A 19,914-nucleotide genomic window follows, 5' to 3' on the forward strand; every position below is an offset into this window, starting at 1 on the left:
CCGGAAATACCTTGTGCATCACCGGCAATGGGTGAGGGCGGCAGAGTTTTATGGAGGACACCGATCTGCTCTGGGGACATCATGGGTATGGACTTCAGGATGTCTTGGAATTGCTGAGGTTTCATGGCTGGAACTCCACTTTACACGACAATTCTCATGCTCAGGGAGTATAGACCATGTTAGCAACATTTAATTTGAACAGCGCCTCCCTTACCTAATTGAAAAGCCGGTATCTACCCCATAAAAGGTACTGACCAAATCCCACGGACATCTGGAAAACACAACACAGATCCTTTGCATAATCATTTGCTTTCATACAGACAAACAGCCCCATCATTCACGCCCAAAACCGCATATAAGACCAGTAGCATACCGCCCCCCAACAATACCACCTTGAAAAACTACCTTTATTTTTTTAAAGCATCGTTCCACATAGCGTGATAACACCTTAACTGCCCTACCGGAATCATTTAATCATGCCGTCCATTAACGAAAAAGGCACCAACATCCTGAAACACACCAGCCTTTTAAATTACATTACAGAGAGCATCTAACAGAAACTGATCTTCAAAACTCACATTATCAAAACCAATCAATTTATCTATTATCTGATCTGCAACAGAAACTTTAGAAAAGGAAGAAGGTGCATTTTTGTTATTTAACGAAACAGATCATTAAAATCAACTTTCTAAAAAACACTTTTTTGATAAAATTCATTCAATTCTTTAGATTTAATTTAAACACTCCACCCTAAAAACCAGCATTTCTTTCACACAATCATCCTATAAATAAATACCTAAATCATTATCAGCTGAATATAAAAATGAACACACAGACTATCTTAAAAAACAGATGCCTGTACATTTCACCAACCTTCTTTAATGACAGGATTGCTCACTCTTTTTATCTTTGCTATCAACCGAATCAGAAACACTCTGGATAAACTGGCATAAATGATCCATCCGGGCCATAAAGTGATCCATATGCTTCTGGGTCTTTTCCGTACACTCAAGGTGCCTTTCCATATACGCCTGCTGTCGATTAAACAGGGTAAAAATATCCTTGATCTGGTTCAGGACATGGGTCTGAAAAGCCTCAAACTCTTCTTTTTCGATGTATTCCGGCATTACGGCAGTCTACCCCAGCCAACAAGGCTGTCTGGTTTCCAAAAACAGTCCGTTAAAGGTAGACCTTCATCCCCAGTTGGCAAGGGAAAATACCGACGACAACATGGTCATTTTCAGGGACACTTTACGAAAGATAAAATGCTATTCCTGAAAATACCCCGGTTTCTTATAAGGCCAGAGTTCCCCCCATAACCGCCCGCCTCCGTCCAGGGTCATCACTTCACCGGTCATAAACCGGGATGCATCACTCCCGAGGTAGGCGCAGGCTTCGGCAATATCCCAGGCGGAACCAAACCGGTGCATGGGGTTTGAACGGGGAAAGGCTTTCACCGCCTCTTCCGGATAAACCCTCATCCCTTCCGAGGAAATAATACCCGGCGCGATACAGTTGATCCGGATATTGTACTGGGCCCACTCCACAGCAACGGTTTTGGAAGCGTAAATCACCCCGGCCCTGGCCGCACAGGTATGGGCAAGGTCGGGCATGCCACGGTCAATCACAGTGACAATATTAATAATATTTCCAGACTGTTGACGCTCCCGCCAGCGCTGTGCCGCCGCCTGCATCATAAACCAGGTGCCATTGAGATTATTATCAATGACCGCTTTCCAGCCATTGGGGCTGAAGTCCATGGCTGGCTGGGGAAACTGGCCTCCGGCATTGTTGATCAGAACATCCAGTCCGCCCGGCTCCCCAAAGACCTCATCGAAAAAGGTCTGTACGCCTTCAGGATTCCTGATATCCAGTGTTCGGACAGCAACATCCAATCCAGACTCCCTCATGGGGGCCGCAGCCTGATCCAGCTTTTCCCGGTTGCGGCCACAAATGATCACCCGGGCCCCCAGCCTGGCCAGCAGCCAGGCAGTGGCTTTTCCGATACCACTGCCACCTCCGCTGATTAACACCCGTTTGCCGGTAAAACTGCCTGAGGAAAAGGCCGTGGGCAGCTCTGACAGCTGCTGATCCGTCAGCCCAAAAGAGGATGGGGTCTCTGACATCACATTCACCCCTTCAATAATTCACCGGCAATAATCATCTTGCGCACTTCCGTGGTTCCCGCACCAATCTCCAGCAGCTTGGTTGAGCGGAACAGCCGGTTGATTTCCGACTCCCAGATATAACCGGTTCCCCCATGCACCTGAACCGAGTTGTCCAGCACCTTGTTGCACATATCGGCGCAGTACATAACGGAAGCAGCGGTACGCGCATGTATCTCCCCTCTTCCTGCCTGGGTCTCGTCCACTTCCGACACTTCCGCCAGCACTTTCCAGCAGAAAGTCTTCATGGTTTCCACCCAGACGTACATATCTGCAATCCGGGACTGGACCATCTGGAAACTGGCGATGGTCCGGCCAAACTGCTTCCGGGTCCCGGCATAATCAATGGCCAGCTCCAGAGCCCGCTCGGCAATTCCGGTGTTGATCGGGGCAATCATGGAACGTTCAAAATCCAGACCGCTCATGACCACCTGATGGCCCTGATGCTCCTTACCCACAATGTTCTTCACCGGCACCCGGAGATCTTCAAACACCAGCTCCGCTGTCTGGCTTCCCCTGAAGCCCATCTTCTCCAGCTTCTGGGCCACCTTGAAACCGGGCCAGCTGGTTTCCACCACAAACGCCGTAATGCCCTTCGAGCCTTTCCCCGGTTCCGTCTTGGCATACACCAGACACACGTCGGCTACTGGGCCATTGGTAATGTATATTTTGGAGCCATTGAGAATGTAATCATCCCCATCCCGAACCGCTTTTGTTCTCATGGAACCCAATGCATCGGAGCCGGCACCGGGCTCCGTCAGGCCCAGACAGCCCACCCATTCTCCAGAACAGAGTTTTGGCAGGTATTTTTCCCGCAGGTACTCACTGCCGTTGTTGTAGATATTGTTGGCACAGAGATTGTCATGGGCCACCAAGCTCAGCGCCAGGGCATGATTCCAGCGGGAGAACCCCTGAAGGATCAACCCGGCTTCCATCATGGACATCCCTGCCCCACCGTACTGCTCAGGAATGGTGACCCCGAGAAAACCCAGTTCGCCAAACTGCCGGAAGACCTCTTCAGGCCACCACTCTTCATTGTCCATTTTCGCGGCATAGGGGTAGAGTTGCTCACGGGCAAAACGGTCCGCATGGTCCAGCAGGTTCTGCTGGTCAGGAGTAAGATTAAACTGGCTGGCGGTCATGGGTTATTCCTCATATTTTTATTCTTTTGAGCTTGGTATTCTGATGACGGCGACTTACAGTCGTAATACACCATAACGGGCATCCCCAAAAGGAGCATTCAGGGAAGCACTGATCGATATGCCCAGAGCACTACGGGTATCCACCGGGTCGATAATCCCATCATCCCAGATTTCCGATGAGGTGTAATAGGCGCTGGTCTGGTTTTCAAAGTTACCCAGGACTTCAGCCCGGATCTCTTCCAGCTCCCGGGCATCCGGCTCTATCCCCTGTCGTTTAAGCTGAGCCAGCTTGATGGTCACCAGGGTATTGGCCGCCTGATCCGAGCCCATCACTGAAATCTGGCTCTGAGGCCAGCTGAACAGGGTTCTGGCATCAAAAGAACGGCCACACATCCCATAGTTTCCCGCCCCGAACGAGCCGTTGGTCATCACCGTAAATTTGGGAACCTCCGAACAGGCCTGAACCATAATCATCTTGGCGCCATCCTTGGTGATGCCCCGCTGTTCATACTCCCGACCTACCATATAGCCGGTGATATTCTGAAGAAAGACCAGAGGCACCCGGTTCTGGTTGCACAACTCCATAAAGTGCGCCGCTTTCAGGGAGCTGTCGTTAAACAGTACCCCATTATTGCCGAGAATGCCGACCTTGTAGCCCCAGATATTGGCAAAACCACAGATCATGGTTTCCCCATAATCGGGCTGGTATTCAGAAAAACGACTGCCGTCCACCAGCCGGGCAATCACCTCACGCATATCAAAGGTCTTTTTAATATCGTCAGGAATAATCCCGTACAGCTCTTCCGGATCATAATAGGGATCCTCCGGCGTTTCACGCTGCAACTCAAACTTGGGTTTCTGCTCCCACTGCATGACGATTTCCCGGCCGATGGCAATGGCTTCCCGCTCGTTGCTGGCGTAATAATCACAGGTGCCAGAAACGGAGGTGTGCATACGGGCACCACCCAGTTCGTCAACAGTGACTTCTTCACCGGTTGCCGCTTTTACCAGGGGAGGGCCTCCCAGAAACACCGCACCGGTGCCTTCCACAATTACCGAATAATCCGACAGCGCCGGAATATAAGCGCCACCCGCCGTGCAATGACCGAATACCAGTGATAACTGTTTACAGCCCATTTTGGACAGCTGGGTCTGGTTCCGGAAGATCCGGCCAGCCATGTATTTGTCACCAAACAATTCAGACTGCAGGGGAAGAAAACCTCCGGCACTGTCACACATATGAATCACAGGAAGGTGATTCTCAATGGCGATCTCAAGGGCGCGGATGATTTTCTTTACGGACAGAGGGTACCAGGCACCGCCTTTGACGGAACTGTCGCTGGCGTTGATCACCACTTCCCGTCCCCCTACGATGCCAATACCAGTGATACAGCTGGCTGAAGGAGCACTGCCTTCATAGGCCCGGTTGGCGGCCAGAGAGGAAAACTCCAGAAAAGGAGTACCGGGATCCAGCAACAGCTCCAGACGGTCCCGGGGCATCATCTTGTTCTGTTTCTGCAGTCGCTCTATATCCCTCTGGGGACGGGTATAACGGGCATCATGCTGTTTCTGGCGAAACTCAGCCATCACCTTCAGGTTGTGCTCACGGTACTGGCTGAACTCAGCGGATCGGGTATTCAACCTGGATTCGATTCTTCTCACAGCGTCTTCCTCAAGCTGGCTCAGAGCCACTGGCATCAGTGGCTGGCACAATATCCGCCAGGATATCCCCCTTGTTAAAGCTGGCACCGGGGCCATCCACCCCGAGCTTGCCCACCGTTCCGGACTGACCGGCCTTGATCTCCATCTGCAGCTTCATGCTTTCAATCAACATCAGCACCTGGCCTTCTTTCACATCATCCCCTTCACGGGCACTGACTTCTATGACCACTCCCGGCATGGGCGCTTTCACCTGGCCGGACTCACTGCCACCACCGGCGGAACGGGCCTCGCTGAACTCATCCACAATTTCCAGCTCCCAGGCCTGACCATCAAGGTGGATGTAGAGGTTATTGCCATCCTGGGCTCCATAGACTTGCCTGACCTGACCATTGACGGTCAGCTCTGCCTGATGCTGATCCAGCCAGCGGATACGGGCTTCCACCCGCCGGCCAGTGAACTCACCACCACTGATTTCAAGGGTTCTGACATCCCCCCTGCGAACAGGCGTCACCGAATAGCGGGTATTTTCAAAGGTATATTTGGGCTGCATCAGTTCCTCCAGTGGCCAATGGCGGCATAAAGGTCAGGTGTCGCTTCTTCCAGAAGGCGGATGTTACGGTCTGAAAGCAGAGCCATTGACAACAGGGCCTGTAACCGGGAGTTATCCAGCACTGCCGGATTCAGATCCCCGGAGTAGTGATTCACAAAAGAGGTATCAAACTCGCCCTTCACAAACGCCGGGTGTTCCAGAATCCGGATCAGGTATTCACTGTTGGTTTTCAGCCCCAGCAACACCAGCTCCCGAAGCCCCTGAATAACTCCAGCAATGGCCTCATCCCGGGTTGCTCCATGGACCACCAGCTTAGCCAGCATCGGATCAAACGCTGTGGTCACCTCCTGCCCCTGGTAAAGCCCGCTGTCAAAGCGAACTCCGGGACCACCGGGCTCTTTCAGAAAAAGGACACGTCCGGTTTCCGGCATAAAATCATTAAAAGCATCTTCCGCACAGATCCGGCACTCAATGGCGTGCCCCCTGGGGATAACCTCATCCTGTTTCAGGGAAAGCCCCTGCCCGGCAGCAATACGAATCTGCTCCGCCACCAGGTCCACCCCGTAAACCATCTCCGTCACCGGATGCTCCACCTGAATTCGGGTGTTCATCTCCAGAAAGAAAAATTCCCCTTCCGGTGTGTACAGAAACTCAACGGTACCGGCACTGGCATAATTGGCAGCCCGGGCAATACCCGCGGCGGCATTGCAAATAGCCTGCCTGCGCTCTGCTCCCAGCTCCCCCTGCAAAGCCGGAGAAGGCGCCTCTTCGATCACTTTCTGGAAACGGCGCTGAATGGAGCACTCCCGCTCCCCTAGATGGATCACCTGCTCCCCGTCTCCAAGAACCTGAACCTCAATATGGCGGGCACTGGGAAAATAGCGCTCCACATAAACCCGCCGGTCACCAAAGTATTTTTCTGCCTCAGAGCCGGCTACCCGCAGGGTACTTTCCAGTTCATCCCGGGAGTGGACAATGCTCATTCCCTTGCCACCGCCACCGGCGGAAGCCTTGACCACCAGCGGATACCCCATATCCGCAACGGCTTCCATAAAACCGGGTTCATCGGGGGACATACTGACCGAAGGCGGCACGGGAAAGCCCTGGTCAGCCACAAAATTACGGGAAGTAATTTTGTCGCCCATCAGCTCAATAACCTCAGGGGAAGGCCCGATAAAAGTAACCCCCGCGGCTTCAAGGTCACGGGCAAAGGAAGCGTTTTCTGACAGAAACCCATAGCAGGGATGCACCCCATCCACCCCCAGCTTCTGACAGATACCAATGATCTGTGTGCTATCCAGGTGTGCGGCGCTGGGGCTGTCACCAACAATTTCTACTGCCTCATCGGCCTGAAGAACCACCGGAGAGTGCCGGTCACTGTGATGATAAATAGCCACTGAAGAAATCTTCATTGCCTGCAGGGCACGCAGAACCCTCAGGGCAATCTCTCCCCGGTTGGCAATCAGTACTTTTTTGAAGAGCGGCTTTTCTGAAGACGCCTCGGAAGGAGGTGATGCGGCTCCGGATGAAGGGCCGCTGGGCATGGCGGTGTTCATAAAAGGACCTTTATGATGTTTTATTTTTTTTCTTTTTCTTGTTCTTGATGAGACCCTGCATTGGCGACCTATAATGAGCGAGACTCAATAAAATAACAACTGATTTTTCTTAAGGCCGCTTTCCAGTCGAGCCCCATTCGTGCCCCACCTCTATCCCCCCTTAAAACGGGATAAAAAAACGACAAAATGTTGCTTTTTAAACACTCTTTAACCAATAACTGCAAGTTATCAGGCAAAACCCGATGACACGGTTGACTTCCGAATCCGAACCACTGCTATAATCGAGGCTCGCTCAATAACGAATACAAATAACAATAAAATAAGCCAGGACAGAACCTGGACAGGAAGGGTGGCCATGGCAATAACGACGGCTCAAACAACCGCTGGACAGAGGATGTGGAGCCCTTCCAGGGAACGGATCAACCAGGCCGGCCTCACTCACTTTATCCAGTGGGTGAATCAGCACCATCACCTTGATATTGAAAACTACCAGTCCCTCTGGCAATGGTCTGTGGACGACATTGGACGCTTCTGGGAAGCCGTCTGGCAGTGCTACCAGATTGCTCCCGAAACCACCTATGACCAGGCCCTGGCTGATGACAGCATGCCGGGCAGCCAATGGTTTACAGGGGCCCAATTGAACATGGCCCAGTACCTCCTGGGAAAGGGCGACCTGGGGCCTCTGGAAAGAACCGCCGTCTTTGCCGAGTCTGAATGTTTTGAGCCCAGGCAGATCAACTGGAATGAACTCAGAGACCAGGTAGCCAGACTGGCGACCACCCTGCGGGCCATGGGGGTTAAGCCCGGTGATCGGGTCGTTGCCTACCTGCCCATTTCCATTGAGTCCATTGTGGCGGTCTTTGCCTGCATCAGTATCGGAGCCATCTGGTCCAGCTGCTCTCCGGACTTTGGGGCGAAAAGTGTGCTGGAGCGCTTCAGCCAGATTGAGCCGAAAGTACTGCTGACCATGACCCGCTACCAATACAATGGCAAAGCCTTTGACCGGTCCGATGAGGTTAACCAGATTATTGAAGCGCTACCCAGCCTGAGCCATGTGATCCATCTGCCATGGCTGGATGCCGCATCACCTCAACCACCCCGGCCTTCATCCCCTGTCAGCATCAGCAGCTGGGAGACAGCCCTGGGCAATAATGCCAGCTACGAACACTTTTCCTTTGAGCAGGTCCCTTTTGACCACCCCCTGTGGATTATGTACACCTCTGGCACCACCGGCATGCCCAAAGGCATTGTTCACAGCCAGGGTGGGGTACTGCTGGAACTGGTGAAATTTGCCTGGCTCCACGACAATCTGCGCCCGGATTCCGTGAAGTTCTTTTTTACCACCACAGGCTGGGCCATGTTTAATATGCTGATCGGGGGCTTTGCTTCCGGCAGTGCCCTGGTTGTCTACGACGGCTGTCCAACTTATCCGGGTCCGGAGCGTCTCTGGGATATGACCGAGCGCTGTGGCATCACCTACTTCGGTATCAGCCCCACTTACATCAACGGCCTGATCAAGCTGGGCTATTCACCCAAAGGCCAGTTTGACCTGTCCAGGGTGGACACAGTTGCCATGGGCGGCTCACCGGTCTCTCCGGAAAATTTCGCCTGGTTTTATGAGAATCTGCACCCGGATATCCACCTGGTGTCCATGAGCGGCGGCACCGATGTGGCATCGGCCTTTGTGGGCGGCGTGCCCACAGAGCCGGTCTATGCCGGTGAAATCCAGGCTCCCTGCCTGGGGGTCGATGCCTGCGCTTATGACGATAATCAACAGAAGGTCGTGGATGAATACGGAGAGCTGGTCATTACCCGCCCCATGCCTTCCATGCCACTGTATCTCTGGAATGACCGCAACAATGAACGTTACCTCAGCAGTTACTTTGACACCTGGCCGGGAATCTGGCGCCAGGGAGACCAGATCATCTTCAACCAGCGCGGTGGCAGCTACATCTCCGGCCGCAGCGACTCCACCCTGAACCGCCACGGCATTCGCATCGGCACCTCGGAAATCTACCGCAACGTCGAAAGCATTAAGGGCATCAGGGACAGCCTGATCATTAACCTGGAGCTCTCCAGTGCCCGATCCTTTATGCCGATGTTTGTGGTGCTCAATGACAACGTCTCCTTAGACGATGAACTGCTGACAGCCATACGACACACTCTTTCAGAAAACTGTTCACCCCGTCATGTACCCGACAAGGTATACGTCATTGAATCGGTACCTTACACCCTGTCCGGGAAGAAGCAGGAAATACCGGTGAAAAAGCTACTGTCTGGCGTCCCGGTGAACAAGGCGGTCAACCTGGGGGCCTGCGCCAACCCCGGAGCCATGGATTATTTTATGGATCTGGCCAGGCGCATTGAAAAAGAATACCAAGCCGTTTAGCCATAAAAAGAATAAGAAAAGGAAAACAGTATGCCTGGACTCTATTTTGATCAGTGCGAAGTGGGACAGACCCTGAAACACAACCTGTCCAGAACGGTCACAGAAGCTGACAATGTTCTGTTCTGCGCCATTACCCATAACCCACAGCCCCTGCACCTGGACGAGGAATACGCCAGAAACACTGAATTTGGACAACGGGTGTTCAACAGCATGTACACCGTTTCCTTCGCCTGCGGTGTCTCTGTAGAAGACACTACTCTGGGTACTCTGGTGGCCAACCTGGGATTTGGAGAGATGAAGTTTCCCCGACCGGTTTTTATCAACGACACCCTCAGGGTGGAAACGCTGATCAAGGATAAACGGGAGAGTAAATCCCGCCCCGACGCCGGCATCGTTACCTTTGAACACTCTGTTTACAACCAGCGCAATGAACAGGTCTGCTCCATCATCCGGATTGCGCTCCTGCACAAAACTGCTCACACAACCGCCCGGCAGAGTGGGGGAGTTCCGTCATGAAACAGCCAAGATCCTGGCTGTTCGTCCCCGGGGACAGCGGGAAAAAACAGGAAAAAGCCCTGGCCAGCGGCGCCGATGCCCTGATCCTCTGCCTTGAAGACTCGGTCACAGAGGCCAACAAGCCGGAGGCCAGAACCCGGGTCACCGGTTTTCTGAAAGAGTACTCCAGCGCCTGCCAGTCAAATCCTTCCCTGCCCGGCCTCTGGGTGCGCGTTAATGCATTGCACACTGAGCACCTGTTGCAGGACCTTGTGGCGGTCATGGAAGGCAGACCCAGGGGCATTTTTCTTCCCAAACCCTCCACGGCTAGTGATTTTCAAACGGTGGATAACTACCTCACAGCCCTGGAAGTACAACACGGTATTCAACCCGGCAGCACCCGGATAATGAGCGTCGCTGAATCTGCGGTGGGCACCCTGAACCAGCACCGGTTTCCCCAGGCCAGTAAACGGCTTCAGGCAATCACCTGGGGTGCTGAAGACATGTCAGCAGACCTTGGAGCTTCCACCAATATAGACGACAACGGTGATTACTTTCTGGTGCATCGGATGAATCGCGCCAATTGCCTGGTGGTTGCCGCCGCCGGAAAGTTACAGGCGGTGGATGGCATCTGCTCCGATTTCAGGGACAGCCACAAGCTGAGAAACGATTGTGTTCGCTCCCGAAAAGAAGGCTTTACCGGGAAAATCGCCATTCACCCGGCCCAGGTCAGCATCATTAATGAATGCTTTACCCCCTCTCCGGATGAAATTGCCTACGCAGAGCAGGTGATCCAGGCATTTGCAGAGGCGGATGGAGCGGGCACCGTTGGTCTTCAGGGACAGATGCTGGACATACCCCATTTACGCCAGGCCCAGAGGGTGCTCTCTCTGGCCACAGAACTCGATGCCCCGTCAGAAAGTCAGCCACAATAACTCAACAGACTCGCTCAACAGAGAGCCAACAAGAAAAATAACAACAAAGGATAGCGCTATGTTTTCACTGACCCAGCTGATTCGACGTTCCGCCCAGATTAATCCGGAAGGACTGGCCACCTCCATGAATGGCAGAAACCTCAGCTGGAAACAGCTGGTTGAGCAGGTGGCTTCCCTGGCGGGCGGACTTCAGCAACTTGGCCTGAACACCGGTGAGCGGGTAGCCATCCTGTCACTGAACTCTGACCGCTATTACCAGAGCCTGTTTGCCATTCCCTGGGCCGGTGGTGTCAGTGTTCCCATTAACTGCCGACTGGCCGATCCGGAAATCGAGTTCTGGCTGCAGGACAGTGAAAGCCGGGTTCTGCTTGTGGATAAAACCTTTGCAGACCGGGTTCCCGGCCTGTTGAAAAAACTTCCTGAGCTGAAGCACGTCATTTATATGGGAGAAGAGGAAGCACCCCACTCATTCCTTCATTTTTCCGACCTTCTGAAGACCCCCGCCGTGGAAGATGCCCGCCGGGCCAATGATGACCTTGCCGCCATCTACTACACAGGAGGCACCACTGGACGCTCCAAGGGCGTCATGCTCAGCCATCAGAACCTGGTCAGTAACACCCTCCAGGCATCCAACTTTATTAAAGTAGGCGACAACGAGCGTATTCTCCATGCCGCCCCCATGTTTCATATTGCCGACGGCGTCATGATCAATGCCTGCGCCATGGTGGCAGGCAGTAATTACTTCCTGCCCGCCTTTGACCCGGTGGCCTTTATGAAAATGGTGGAAGAGGCAAAGATCCAGCGGGTACTGGTGGTTCCCACCATGATCAATATGGTGGTCAACCACCCGGAGGCCAGCCAGTTTGACCTGACATCTCTCACCGATGTCATCTACGGAGCCTCCCCCATTCCCGAAGCGGTGATTGTCAAAGCCATGGAAGTACTCCCCCACACCCGCTTCTATCAGGGCTATGGCCAGACCGAAACCGCCCCCTTTATTTCCGGGCTGTCCCCGGAATATCACACCACTTCAGGCCCTCTCAGTGGCAGGCTGAAATCAGCAGGAAAAGCCATTCCTGGCGTTGAGCTGGCGATTCTGGATGACAATGACCAGCCCGTGCCCACGGGAGAAGTGGGGGAAATCTGCCTCCGTGGTCCCAATGTCATGATCGGTTATCTGGGCCTTGAGGAAACCACAGAGGCTACACTGCGCAATGGCTGGCTGCATACTGGCGACGGTGGACGCATGGATGACGACGGTTTTCTGTTTATTGTCGACCGGGTGAAGGACATGATTGTGTCTGGCGGGGAAAATGTCTATTCCATTGAAGTGGAAAACGCCATCTACAAGCATCCCTCTGTGGCCCAGTGCGCAGTGATCGGCGTGCCCAGCGAAAAATGGGGGGAGCAGGTACATGCCATTGTGGTTCCTGCTCCGGGCATCAGTGCCGATGAGACCGTCATTATGGAACACTGCCGGACACTGATTGCTGACTACAAGTGCCCCCGGAGCATCAGCATCCAGTCGGATCCACTGCCCTTATCGGGAGCGGGCAAGGTTCTGAAAAATGAGTTGAGAAAACCGTTCTGGGATCAGAAAGGCCGTGGTGTCAACTAAGCTCTCCGGCCAACCGCTATCTCGGGGGTTAACATCTAAACCACCCGTGATAGCGGCTCCGTTTTCAATGAGTAGAGTTGGGTATTCTCTGGCGGATCAGCAGTTCGAGCTGATCAACTCTCTCATTGGTTTCCTTGAAACCCACGGCGGTTTGCCGAAACCCTTCCCTTACTTCAGCAGTGATTTCCTCAAACCGCTCATCAGCGCGCTTGAACCCTGCGTATACCGCATGAAGCAGGGCATTGAATTTTTTATCCTGCTCGTCAGCACGCCGCTCCTGCTGCTCAAAACGCCGGTCGTGCTGTGCAAACCGTTCACGGGTCTCCCGCTGATGCTCAAGAAGCACATGGTGGGTGCGATCGGTTACCTCGGCGATTTTTTTCACCGCTACCTCAAGGTACTCAAGACGCTCCACCTTCTCTTCGAGAACCTCAACCCGGGTTTCCAGTGGCTTTGCTTTCAAACTCATAAGGACAGCCTTTGTTATCCATTTTTTTTCAGATGGAACCCCAGAATAGCAGAGTGGTGGGAATGTCAATGTCCATAGCAAAAGAAAAACATTCTTTACGACAATAGCACGACAATAGACAGGACTGAGGTTTATGCCCCATGAATGAAGCATTGATTTACGACGCCATCCGAACCCCCAGGGGCCGGGGCAAATTCACTGGGAAGCTCCATGAAGTTAAGCCCGTTACCCTGGTGGCGGACCTGCTTAACACCCTGAAGGAACGTAACAGCCTCGACACCGCCCTGGTAGACGACGTTGTTCTGGGCTGTGTTTCCCCGGTCGCGGACCAGGGTGCCGACATTGCCAAAACTGCAACGATTCTGGCGGGTTGGGACGACCGGGTCGCCGGCGTGACCCTGAACCGCTTCTGCGCTTCCGGCGCCGAAGCCGTTAACACCGCCGCCATGAAAATCCGCTCCGGCTGGGAGCAACTGGTGGTGGCCGGAGGCATTGAATCCATGTCCCGGGTGCCCATTGGCTCCGATGGCGGCGCCTGGTTTGGCGACCCGGAAACCAGCATGAAGCTGGGCTATATGCCCCAAGGGGTGGGGGCCGATCTGATTGCCACCCTGGGGGGCTTTTCCCGTGAAGATGTCGATCGCTTTGCCATGGCTTCCCACCATAAAGCCGCAGAGGCCTGGCAGAGGGGCGCCTTCCAGAAATCCCTGGTGCCGGTCAGGGATCGTAATGGCATCACCCTTCTTGACCATGATGAGCTGGTACGGCCGGACTGCTCCCTGGCCTCCCTGGGCAAGCTCAAGCCCTCCTTTGCCAGGCTGGGCGAACTGGGGTTTGATTGTCTGGCCATGGAGAAATACCCACAGGTGGCCACGATTGACCATGTACACTCCCCGGGCAATTCGTCCGGCATTGTAGACGGCGCTGCGCTGCTGCTGATCGGCAATGAAGCCGCTGGTAGGAAGCTTGGCCTGAGGCCCAGAGGCCGGATTGTAGCCACAGCCCTGTCCGGTTCAGATCCCACGATTATGCTGACAGGTCCCATGCCCGCTACCCGCAAGGCCCTTGATCTGGCAGGCCTTTGCCTGGATGACATTGACCTGTTCGAGGTCAATGAGGCTTTTGCCTCGGTGGTATTGCGCTTTCAACAGGAAATGGGCGTACCCATGGAAAAAATAAACGTCAACGGTGGTTCTATTGCCATGGGCCATCCCCTGGGCGCTACCGGAGCCATTCTTATGGGTACGGTTCTTGACGAGCTGGAACAGCGACAGCAGCGTTACGGACTGGTGACTCTCTGCGTGGGCGGTGGCATGGGCATAGCCACCATTATTGAACGGATTTAATGGGGGATTACCGATGACATCCGTACGCTACCTGAAAGATGAACAGGCCATCGTCCACCTGGTATTTGACAGGCCGGACAGCTCAGCCAACACCATGGACGCCCGCTTCCGGAAAGACTTCAGGGCAGCCATTGATCGGCTGGCGGCAGAAGTCGACAGCGTCAATGGCGTTATGCTCCGCTCAGAAAAAAGTACCTTTTTTGCCGGAGGCGACCTGAACGAGCTGATCTCTGTGGATAAACCCGGGGCAGAGGCTTTTTATCAGGACACCCTTGAGTTCAAAAGAGCCATGCGAACCCTGGAAACCCTGGGCAAACCGGTGGTATCCCTGATCAATGGTGCGGCCATGGGCGGAGGCTGGGAGCTCTGCCTGTCGAGCCACTGGCGTATAGCCTTGGATGAACCGGCGGTAAAAGTGGCCCTTCCGGAGGTAAACCTTGGCTTAATGCCCGGGGCCGGAGGTGTTGTCCGCACGGTTCGGCTGCTTGGGCTTGAAAAGGCGTTACCCCTGCTTCAGGAAGGAACGACTCTCTCTGCCAGGCAGGCCTGTGACATGGGCCTGATCCATCAGCTTGCCTCATCCCCCGAACAACTGACCACCCTGGCCAGAAACTGGATTCAACAGCATCCGGAAGCGGTCCAGCCCTGGGATCAGAAAGGCTTCCAACTTCCCGGAGGAACGGCCAACTCCCCGGCTATGGCGGCAAAACTGATGGTGGCGCCAGCCCTGCTCCGAAAGAAGACACAGGGCTGCTATCCAGCACCGGAAGCCATTTTATCCGCCGCCAGTGAGAGTACTCTGGTGGACTTTGATTCTGCCCTTCGTATCGAGAGTCGCTACTTTACCGAACTGGTGACCGGCCAGATCTCCAAAAACATGATCCAGGCCCGGTGGTTCCAGCGGAATGACGTCAAAGCGCTTCAGTCATCAACCGATTCCAACAGCATCGAACAATTCAAAACCCGGCTGTTAACCGCTTACAGAGACCAGGCCGTTGCCATGAGGGAAGAAGGCATCCCCCTGGCGGCCATCAACAATGGCGCGGCCCTGACGGGTTTTTCCACAAGCCCTCTGATCACAACAGAGGATGCTGGCCTGAATCCGAATCTGTCGAACAGCAGCGCTCCCTTCCAGATCCAGGACATCAAGGACCGGCTGCTCTTCATTCTGGCCATAGAGGCGGTTCACAGTCTTGAAGAGGGTGTGCCAGCCCATGTATGCGAGGCCAACATCTACTCTTTGCAGGAGGCAGGCTACCCGGCCTGGACCGGCGGGGTACTGCAGTTTATCAACCAGTATGATCTGCCTGCCTTTACTGCACGGGCCAGGGAGCTGGCCCAACAGTTTGGCTCGCCATTTTCCCCTCCGGAACGGCTGGTGAAAATGGCGGAGAATGGGCTTATATTCAGGGACGGACTCTCTGCATAAATGCTCCACGGTCCACTCATAGTCAGCTTTCCAGGGGAAAGCGGTGAGTGGGGTCCGTTGAAGTACAACAATAATCCAGGGTCTGTCATCACAGACAGCCAATACAGTCGAGACAACCGTCATGTACATGCCAAGAGACATCTTCAATGAAGACCACGAGCAGTTCCGCTCAGCGTTTCGCTCCTTCGTGGAAAAAGAAATTGTTCCCCATCAGGAGCAATGGGAAAAAGACGGGATTATTTCAAGAGACCTCTGGCACAAGGCCGGGGAAAACGGCTTTCTGGTGCCCATGGCAGAGGAGCAGTTTGGAGGCCTGAATATTGGCGACCACCGGTTTGATGTGGTGATGTGCGAAGAGCTGGCACGGGTCAACGAAAGAGGCTTTATGCTCGGGCTGCACAACATGGTGGTCGCTCCCTACCTGCTCACCTATGGTAACGAAGAACAGAAGCAGCGCCTGCTCACCCGCTGTATCAGTGGTGATGCCATTCTCGCCATCGGTATGACGGAGCCGGGCGCTGGCAGTGACCTGGCCGGAATGAAAACCCATGCAGTGGAGAAAGACGACCACTGGCTCTTGAATGGCTCAAAAATCTTCATTTCCAACGGCATTCTGTCGGACATCGTAGTGGTAGCGGCCAAAACCAATCCGGACAACCCTCACGCCATGGGGCTGTTCCTGGTTGAAAGAGGCATGGAAGGCTTCTCCCGTGGAGAGCCCCTGAAAAAGATGGGCATGAAATCCCAGGACACCGCAGAGCTGTTTTTTGACAATGTCCGCATACCAAAAGCCAACGTACTGGGTGATCCATCCAAAGGCTTTGCCTACATGATGGAAAAGCTGCCGGTTGAACGACTGAACCTGTGTATTGATGCCGTTGCGAGCGCCCGGACCGCCCTGGATCTGACCAAAACCTATATCAAGGAACGCACCGCCTTTGGCCAGGCCATCAGCAAGTTCCAGAACACCCGGTTCAAAATGGCGGAAATGAAAACCGAAATTGACCTGGGTTTTGCCTATGTGGACCGAATGATTGAACAGGTAAATGAAGGAAAGCTGAGTGCCGCGGATGCCTGCGGAGGTAAATACTGGACCTCGGAAATGCTGTGCCGGGTGGTGGACGAATGCCTGCAACTCCATGGCGGTTATGGCTTTATGGATGAGTACCCGATTTCAAAAATGTACCGGGATGTGCGCATCAGCCGGATCTATGCGGGCACCAATGAAATTATGAAAACGGTGATCGCCCGGGCTATGGAGCTGTAACCAGAAGCCTGTCGGACTTACGATAAGCGCTCCCGACCTGATCAGCGGGGAGCCATCCCATCAAAATGATCAACACCATTATGAACCAGCATGATCGGCCGGGGACCTCCTTTCAAGTCCTTCAATGAACATAACAGTCCCTGGCCGTTGTAGCAGATAGCCTCAGGCGCTTCCCCCATTCGCTGGCTGGAGTGACGATATAAAATCACCGGCCTTTGAGCGGTGTAAGCCAATAGAGGAATATGCTCAACGCCGCCCCACAGATGGTTCTGATTCAGACCTTTGCGAGCCTCAGCCTGGGTAATGATCGTGCGTCGATCTACCGCACGACGTAACTTCTCCTCACTCATTCCGCCATTTTCAAGCTGCAGGATTTTCTGGAAACCGGGGGAGATGTTTGGTTGATGAAAATTCAGAAACGCCTGCAAGTGCATTTTTCTGCGAAGCCCTTTTGCGGTGACGGGTTTTCCGGTAAGCGCAACCATTTGCCGGGCGGCACTTTGATAAAAGCAATTACCATCACTGCGGACTGGATCATATCTGCGTTTGGGAAACATACGGCTCAACACAGGAATATAATTCTGCTGATAATCCCGGTATAGTTCGCTGTTATTTCCGGGCCGATACTGCCGAATGGTCTTTTCAGGCTCTTCAGCCAGAGCCGTGCCCTTTGCCAGACAACGATAAAAGGCTTCCAGAGTCTTCTTGGGAGCCTGCTGCTGAATATGATCAATGAATAACTGACTCTCTTTCGGTTGCTTTAACCTCTCAACTTTGAAACCAGGCTCGACAACCCGATGCTTGAAAGCCCCCAGCAGCTCACTGTCTGACAGTTGCCGGGCAGAAAATGATTGCCTGATTCTGTTAAACCCCTGACGCTGTTCCGGGGTGAGCACCTTATTCAGCATTTTATAATACAGATGCTCTTTTAATTGGCGAAGACTCACGGTTTTGCGAATAGCCTGACGGTCATTCTGACCATCCAGCAAACTCAACGGCAGCACATCGTACTGCAGGGCATTAATCAAATCGCAGTCACTGAGTTCTTCCTCAGACCAGACCTTGCGAAACTCTTCATAGGCAAACGGCCAGTTATCAGGGGGATTCAATTTAGTTGAGGACTCTATAAAAGAAGAAGGTTTCGCCATTATTCCTTTACCGGGTATTGCTGTAACACCATAGCCACATACATGCCCTTCAGGAATCCGTGACTCCTTAAGCAAATGCCACCCGAATTGAGCATTTTGTCCGATTGAAGACGTTGCTACCGGCATAATCAACTCCTTCCCTGAGCTTCATGACCTCAGCTTACTTGAACAAATTCCTTAAAGCATCCGCTGGTTAGGCATACTTACCAGCCTGTCAGTCCAGCCGTTGTCTGCAGTTCATATAATTCGTCAATATTTTGAAGCGGCTTGTTAAGAACCGACCCCACTAAAAGGAGCCGTCCTCCAGCAACACTACTTTGAGACTCGTTGAGGTAATGAAAAATGGATCCAGTGAATTCCAGCATTAATAGACAACTTCTGTACCCAGACCTCTCCAAGCTATCTGGTGGCGAAGAGATCAATCAAATGCCTGGCCAGCATTGTACTCAAGGTATAAGGGAGAAAGGGAGAGACGCAGATAACGGACGACCACTTGGCTCTTATAAATTCAGTTCAACAACAGTGCCTTTACCTCCTCAGGATCTGAATAGTTCTCGTCCTGGAATCACTGAGGCTGGCGCTTTTCAAAAAGAGCAAGGATCTGTTAGAGCAGAGTGGGATGATCCTGCCGTCAGAGAAATAAAGGACCGCCTTGAAGAAGCCCGCAATAATAATCTCAAGGTCAGCCTGCTGGGGGGAGGCTACAGCCAGGGAGGGCAGACCATTGCTGATGGTGCTATTCAGATCAATATTCGTGATTTGAATAGAGTCATCAATATCGATAAGGAGCGCAGGGAAGTAACCGTGCAATCAGGCGTGACCTGGCACGACCTTCAGAAAGCGTTGTCTCCCTGTGACTTGAGTGTCAGTGCCATGCAGTCTTATGCTGATTTTTCGATAGGAGGCTCTCTTGGCGTGAACGCCCATGGTCAGGATGTAAACTGGAATCCCGTATCAAGTTCCGTTGTCTCTATGCGGGTTTTGCTGACCGACGGTCGCCATCTTGAAGTCAGCAGGACAAAGCACCCCGATCTGTTCAGGGCTCTACTGGGCACCTATGGCCTGGTAGGCATTGTTACTGATGTAACACTCAAGGTGTTGCCTAATAACCTGTTTAAGAAAACAGTTGCAAGAATAGAGACAAAAAATTATTGCAGTTACTTTAATGAAGTTTCCAAGAACCCTTCATTAGCACTGCATTCAGCAAGGGTATCGGTTAATGGTATTCTTTGGCCATCTCATTACTCTTTAGCCATCGATTATTACGACACCGGTAAGCTGGCAACCCAGGAAGATGAAAGCAAGAAGCCCGTTCATACCGATCCAAGCTATTATGTAAACTTAATGAGACAAGATACCTTGGCAGGCTGGATCGTACGTAAGTTAAAAACAACAGCTGAATACCTATGGTTGGAACCCCAAAATGGAACCATAACCCGCAATCATGCCATGGGAGAATCTGTTGCAGGATTAAAGAATACGCTTGAAGGTACCAAAGATATCCTTCAGGAATATTTTATTCCTCCTGAACATCTGAACACCTTCCTTGAAAAATTGAAATCCTGGAATGAAAAGCATCCACACTTTAAGTTGTTGAATGCAACAATCCGCAAGGTCGGCGCTGTTCAAATTAAGTGTTGCTCTACCCAATGTATAGAAACTTGATCTAAAAAAGCCTCCTCTGAGAAGAGTTGAGTTTTAAGAAACCTTTTCCACCCGAGGTAACGAGACAGGTATTTTGTT

The 19,914-nt window shown here is 52.9% G+C and carries 16 protein-coding genes; 8 read left to right on the forward strand and 8 right to left on the reverse strand.

All coding sequences use genetic code 11. The annotated features are described in order from the left end of the window. Positions 1–878: 878 nt before the first annotated feature. The 6 genes from ACNRUY_RS21445 to ACNRUY_RS21470 form a co-directional block, all read right to left on the reverse strand. Complete coding sequence (locus ACNRUY_RS21445) at positions 879–1,127, reverse strand: hypothetical protein (RefSeq protein WP_488113711.1); 249 nt, start codon at positions 1,125–1,127, stop codon at positions 879–881. A gap of 141 nt (positions 1,128–1,268) precedes the next feature. Continuing rightward, on the reverse strand, positions 1,269–2,126 hold the full coding sequence (locus ACNRUY_RS21450; protein ID WP_488113712.1) for an SDR family oxidoreductase: 858 nt from the start codon (positions 2,124–2,126) through the stop codon (positions 1,269–1,271). 5 nt (positions 2,127–2,131) lie between these two features. Then, the gene (locus tag ACNRUY_RS21455) at positions 2,132–3,307 is read right to left on the reverse strand and encodes an acyl-CoA dehydrogenase family protein (RefSeq protein ID WP_488113713.1); all 1,176 of its coding nucleotides are present in this window, start codon (positions 3,305–3,307) and stop codon (positions 2,132–2,134) included. Positions 3,308–3,361: 54 nt separating this feature from the next. Further along, entirely contained in the window at positions 3,362–4,969 is a 1,608-nt protein-coding gene (locus ACNRUY_RS21460; protein WP_488113714.1) for an acyl-CoA carboxylase subunit beta, read from the reverse strand. A 10-nt stretch (positions 4,970–4,979) separates the two neighbouring features. Continuing rightward, positions 4,980–5,519 carry an acyl-CoA carboxylase biotin carboxyl carrier protein subunit gene (locus ACNRUY_RS21465; RefSeq protein ID WP_488113715.1) on the reverse strand — a complete coding sequence of 180 codons (540 nt, stop codon included), beginning with the start codon at positions 5,517–5,519 and terminating at the stop codon, positions 4,980–4,982. Beyond that, positions 5,519–7,075: an acetyl-CoA carboxylase biotin carboxylase subunit gene (locus tag ACNRUY_RS21470; protein WP_488113716.1), complete on the reverse strand. Its 1,557-nt coding sequence runs from the start codon at positions 7,073–7,075 to the stop codon at positions 5,519–5,521. Before ACNRUY_RS21470 ends, ACNRUY_RS21465 begins: the two co-directional genes overlap by 1 nt. 355 nt (positions 7,076–7,430) lie before the next feature. Here ACNRUY_RS21470 and ACNRUY_RS21475 point away from each other — a divergent pair, with 355 nt between their 5' ends. Genes ACNRUY_RS21475 through ACNRUY_RS21490 form a run of 4 tightly spaced genes read left to right on the forward strand, consistent with a single transcriptional unit; the run spans position 7,431 to position 12,512 of the window. Beyond that, positions 7,431–9,464 carry an acetoacetate--CoA ligase gene (locus ACNRUY_RS21475; protein ID WP_488113717.1) on the forward strand — a complete coding sequence of 678 codons (2,034 nt, stop codon included), beginning with the start codon at positions 7,431–7,433 and terminating at the stop codon, positions 9,462–9,464. 30 nt (positions 9,465–9,494) lie between these two features. After that, a complete protein-coding gene (locus ACNRUY_RS21480) occupies positions 9,495–9,980 on the forward strand; it encodes a MaoC family dehydratase (protein ID WP_488113718.1) in 486 nt (161 codons plus the stop codon). After that, a complete protein-coding gene (locus ACNRUY_RS21485; protein WP_488113719.1) occupies positions 9,977–10,894 on the forward strand; it encodes an HpcH/HpaI aldolase/citrate lyase family protein in 918 nt (305 codons plus the stop codon). The genes ACNRUY_RS21480 and ACNRUY_RS21485 overlap by 4 nt, the downstream gene beginning before the upstream one ends. Before the next feature lie 58 nt (positions 10,895–10,952). Further along, positions 10,953–12,512 (forward strand): long-chain-fatty-acid--CoA ligase, encoded by a 1,560-nt coding sequence (locus tag ACNRUY_RS21490; protein ID WP_488113720.1) that lies wholly within the window; start codon positions 10,953–10,955, stop codon positions 12,510–12,512. Positions 12,513–12,576: 64 nt separating this feature from the next. On the opposite strand, the gene ACNRUY_RS21495 is transcribed toward ACNRUY_RS21490, so the two are convergent. Continuing rightward, positions 12,577–12,981: a hypothetical protein gene (locus tag ACNRUY_RS21495; RefSeq protein WP_488113721.1), complete on the reverse strand. Its 405-nt coding sequence runs from the start codon at positions 12,979–12,981 to the stop codon at positions 12,577–12,579. A 140-nt stretch (positions 12,982–13,121) separates the two neighbouring features. Here ACNRUY_RS21495 and ACNRUY_RS21500 point away from each other — a divergent pair, with 140 nt between their 5' ends. From ACNRUY_RS21500 to ACNRUY_RS21510, 3 genes are all read left to right on the forward strand, one after another. Further along, entirely contained in the window at positions 13,122–14,327 is a 1,206-nt protein-coding gene (locus tag ACNRUY_RS21500; protein WP_488113722.1) for an acetyl-CoA C-acetyltransferase, read from the forward strand. A gap of 13 nt (positions 14,328–14,340) precedes the next feature. Further along, positions 14,341–15,756 carry an enoyl-CoA hydratase/isomerase family protein gene (locus ACNRUY_RS21505; protein WP_488113723.1) on the forward strand — a complete coding sequence of 472 codons (1,416 nt, stop codon included), beginning with the start codon at positions 14,341–14,343 and terminating at the stop codon, positions 15,754–15,756. A gap of 121 nt (positions 15,757–15,877) precedes the next feature. Beyond that, a complete protein-coding gene (locus ACNRUY_RS21510; protein WP_488113724.1) occupies positions 15,878–17,023 on the forward strand; it encodes an acyl-CoA dehydrogenase family protein in 1,146 nt (381 codons plus the stop codon). Positions 17,024–17,064: 41 nt separating this feature from the next. Here ACNRUY_RS21510 and ACNRUY_RS21515 read toward each other — a convergent pair whose 3' ends face one another. Further along, complete coding sequence (locus ACNRUY_RS21515) at positions 17,065–18,297, reverse strand: OTU domain-containing protein (protein WP_488113725.1); 1,233 nt, start codon at positions 18,295–18,297, stop codon at positions 17,065–17,067. A 216-nt stretch (positions 18,298–18,513) separates the two neighbouring features. Between ACNRUY_RS21515 and ACNRUY_RS21520 the strand changes: the two genes are divergently transcribed. Then, positions 18,514–19,836, forward strand: a complete 1,323-nt coding sequence (locus tag ACNRUY_RS21520) for an FAD-binding oxidoreductase (RefSeq protein ID WP_488113726.1) — start codon at positions 18,514–18,516, stop codon at positions 19,834–19,836. The last annotated feature ends 78 nt before the right edge of the window (positions 19,837–19,914 follow it).

Source organism: Endozoicomonas sp. Z74 (assembly GCF_057680865.1).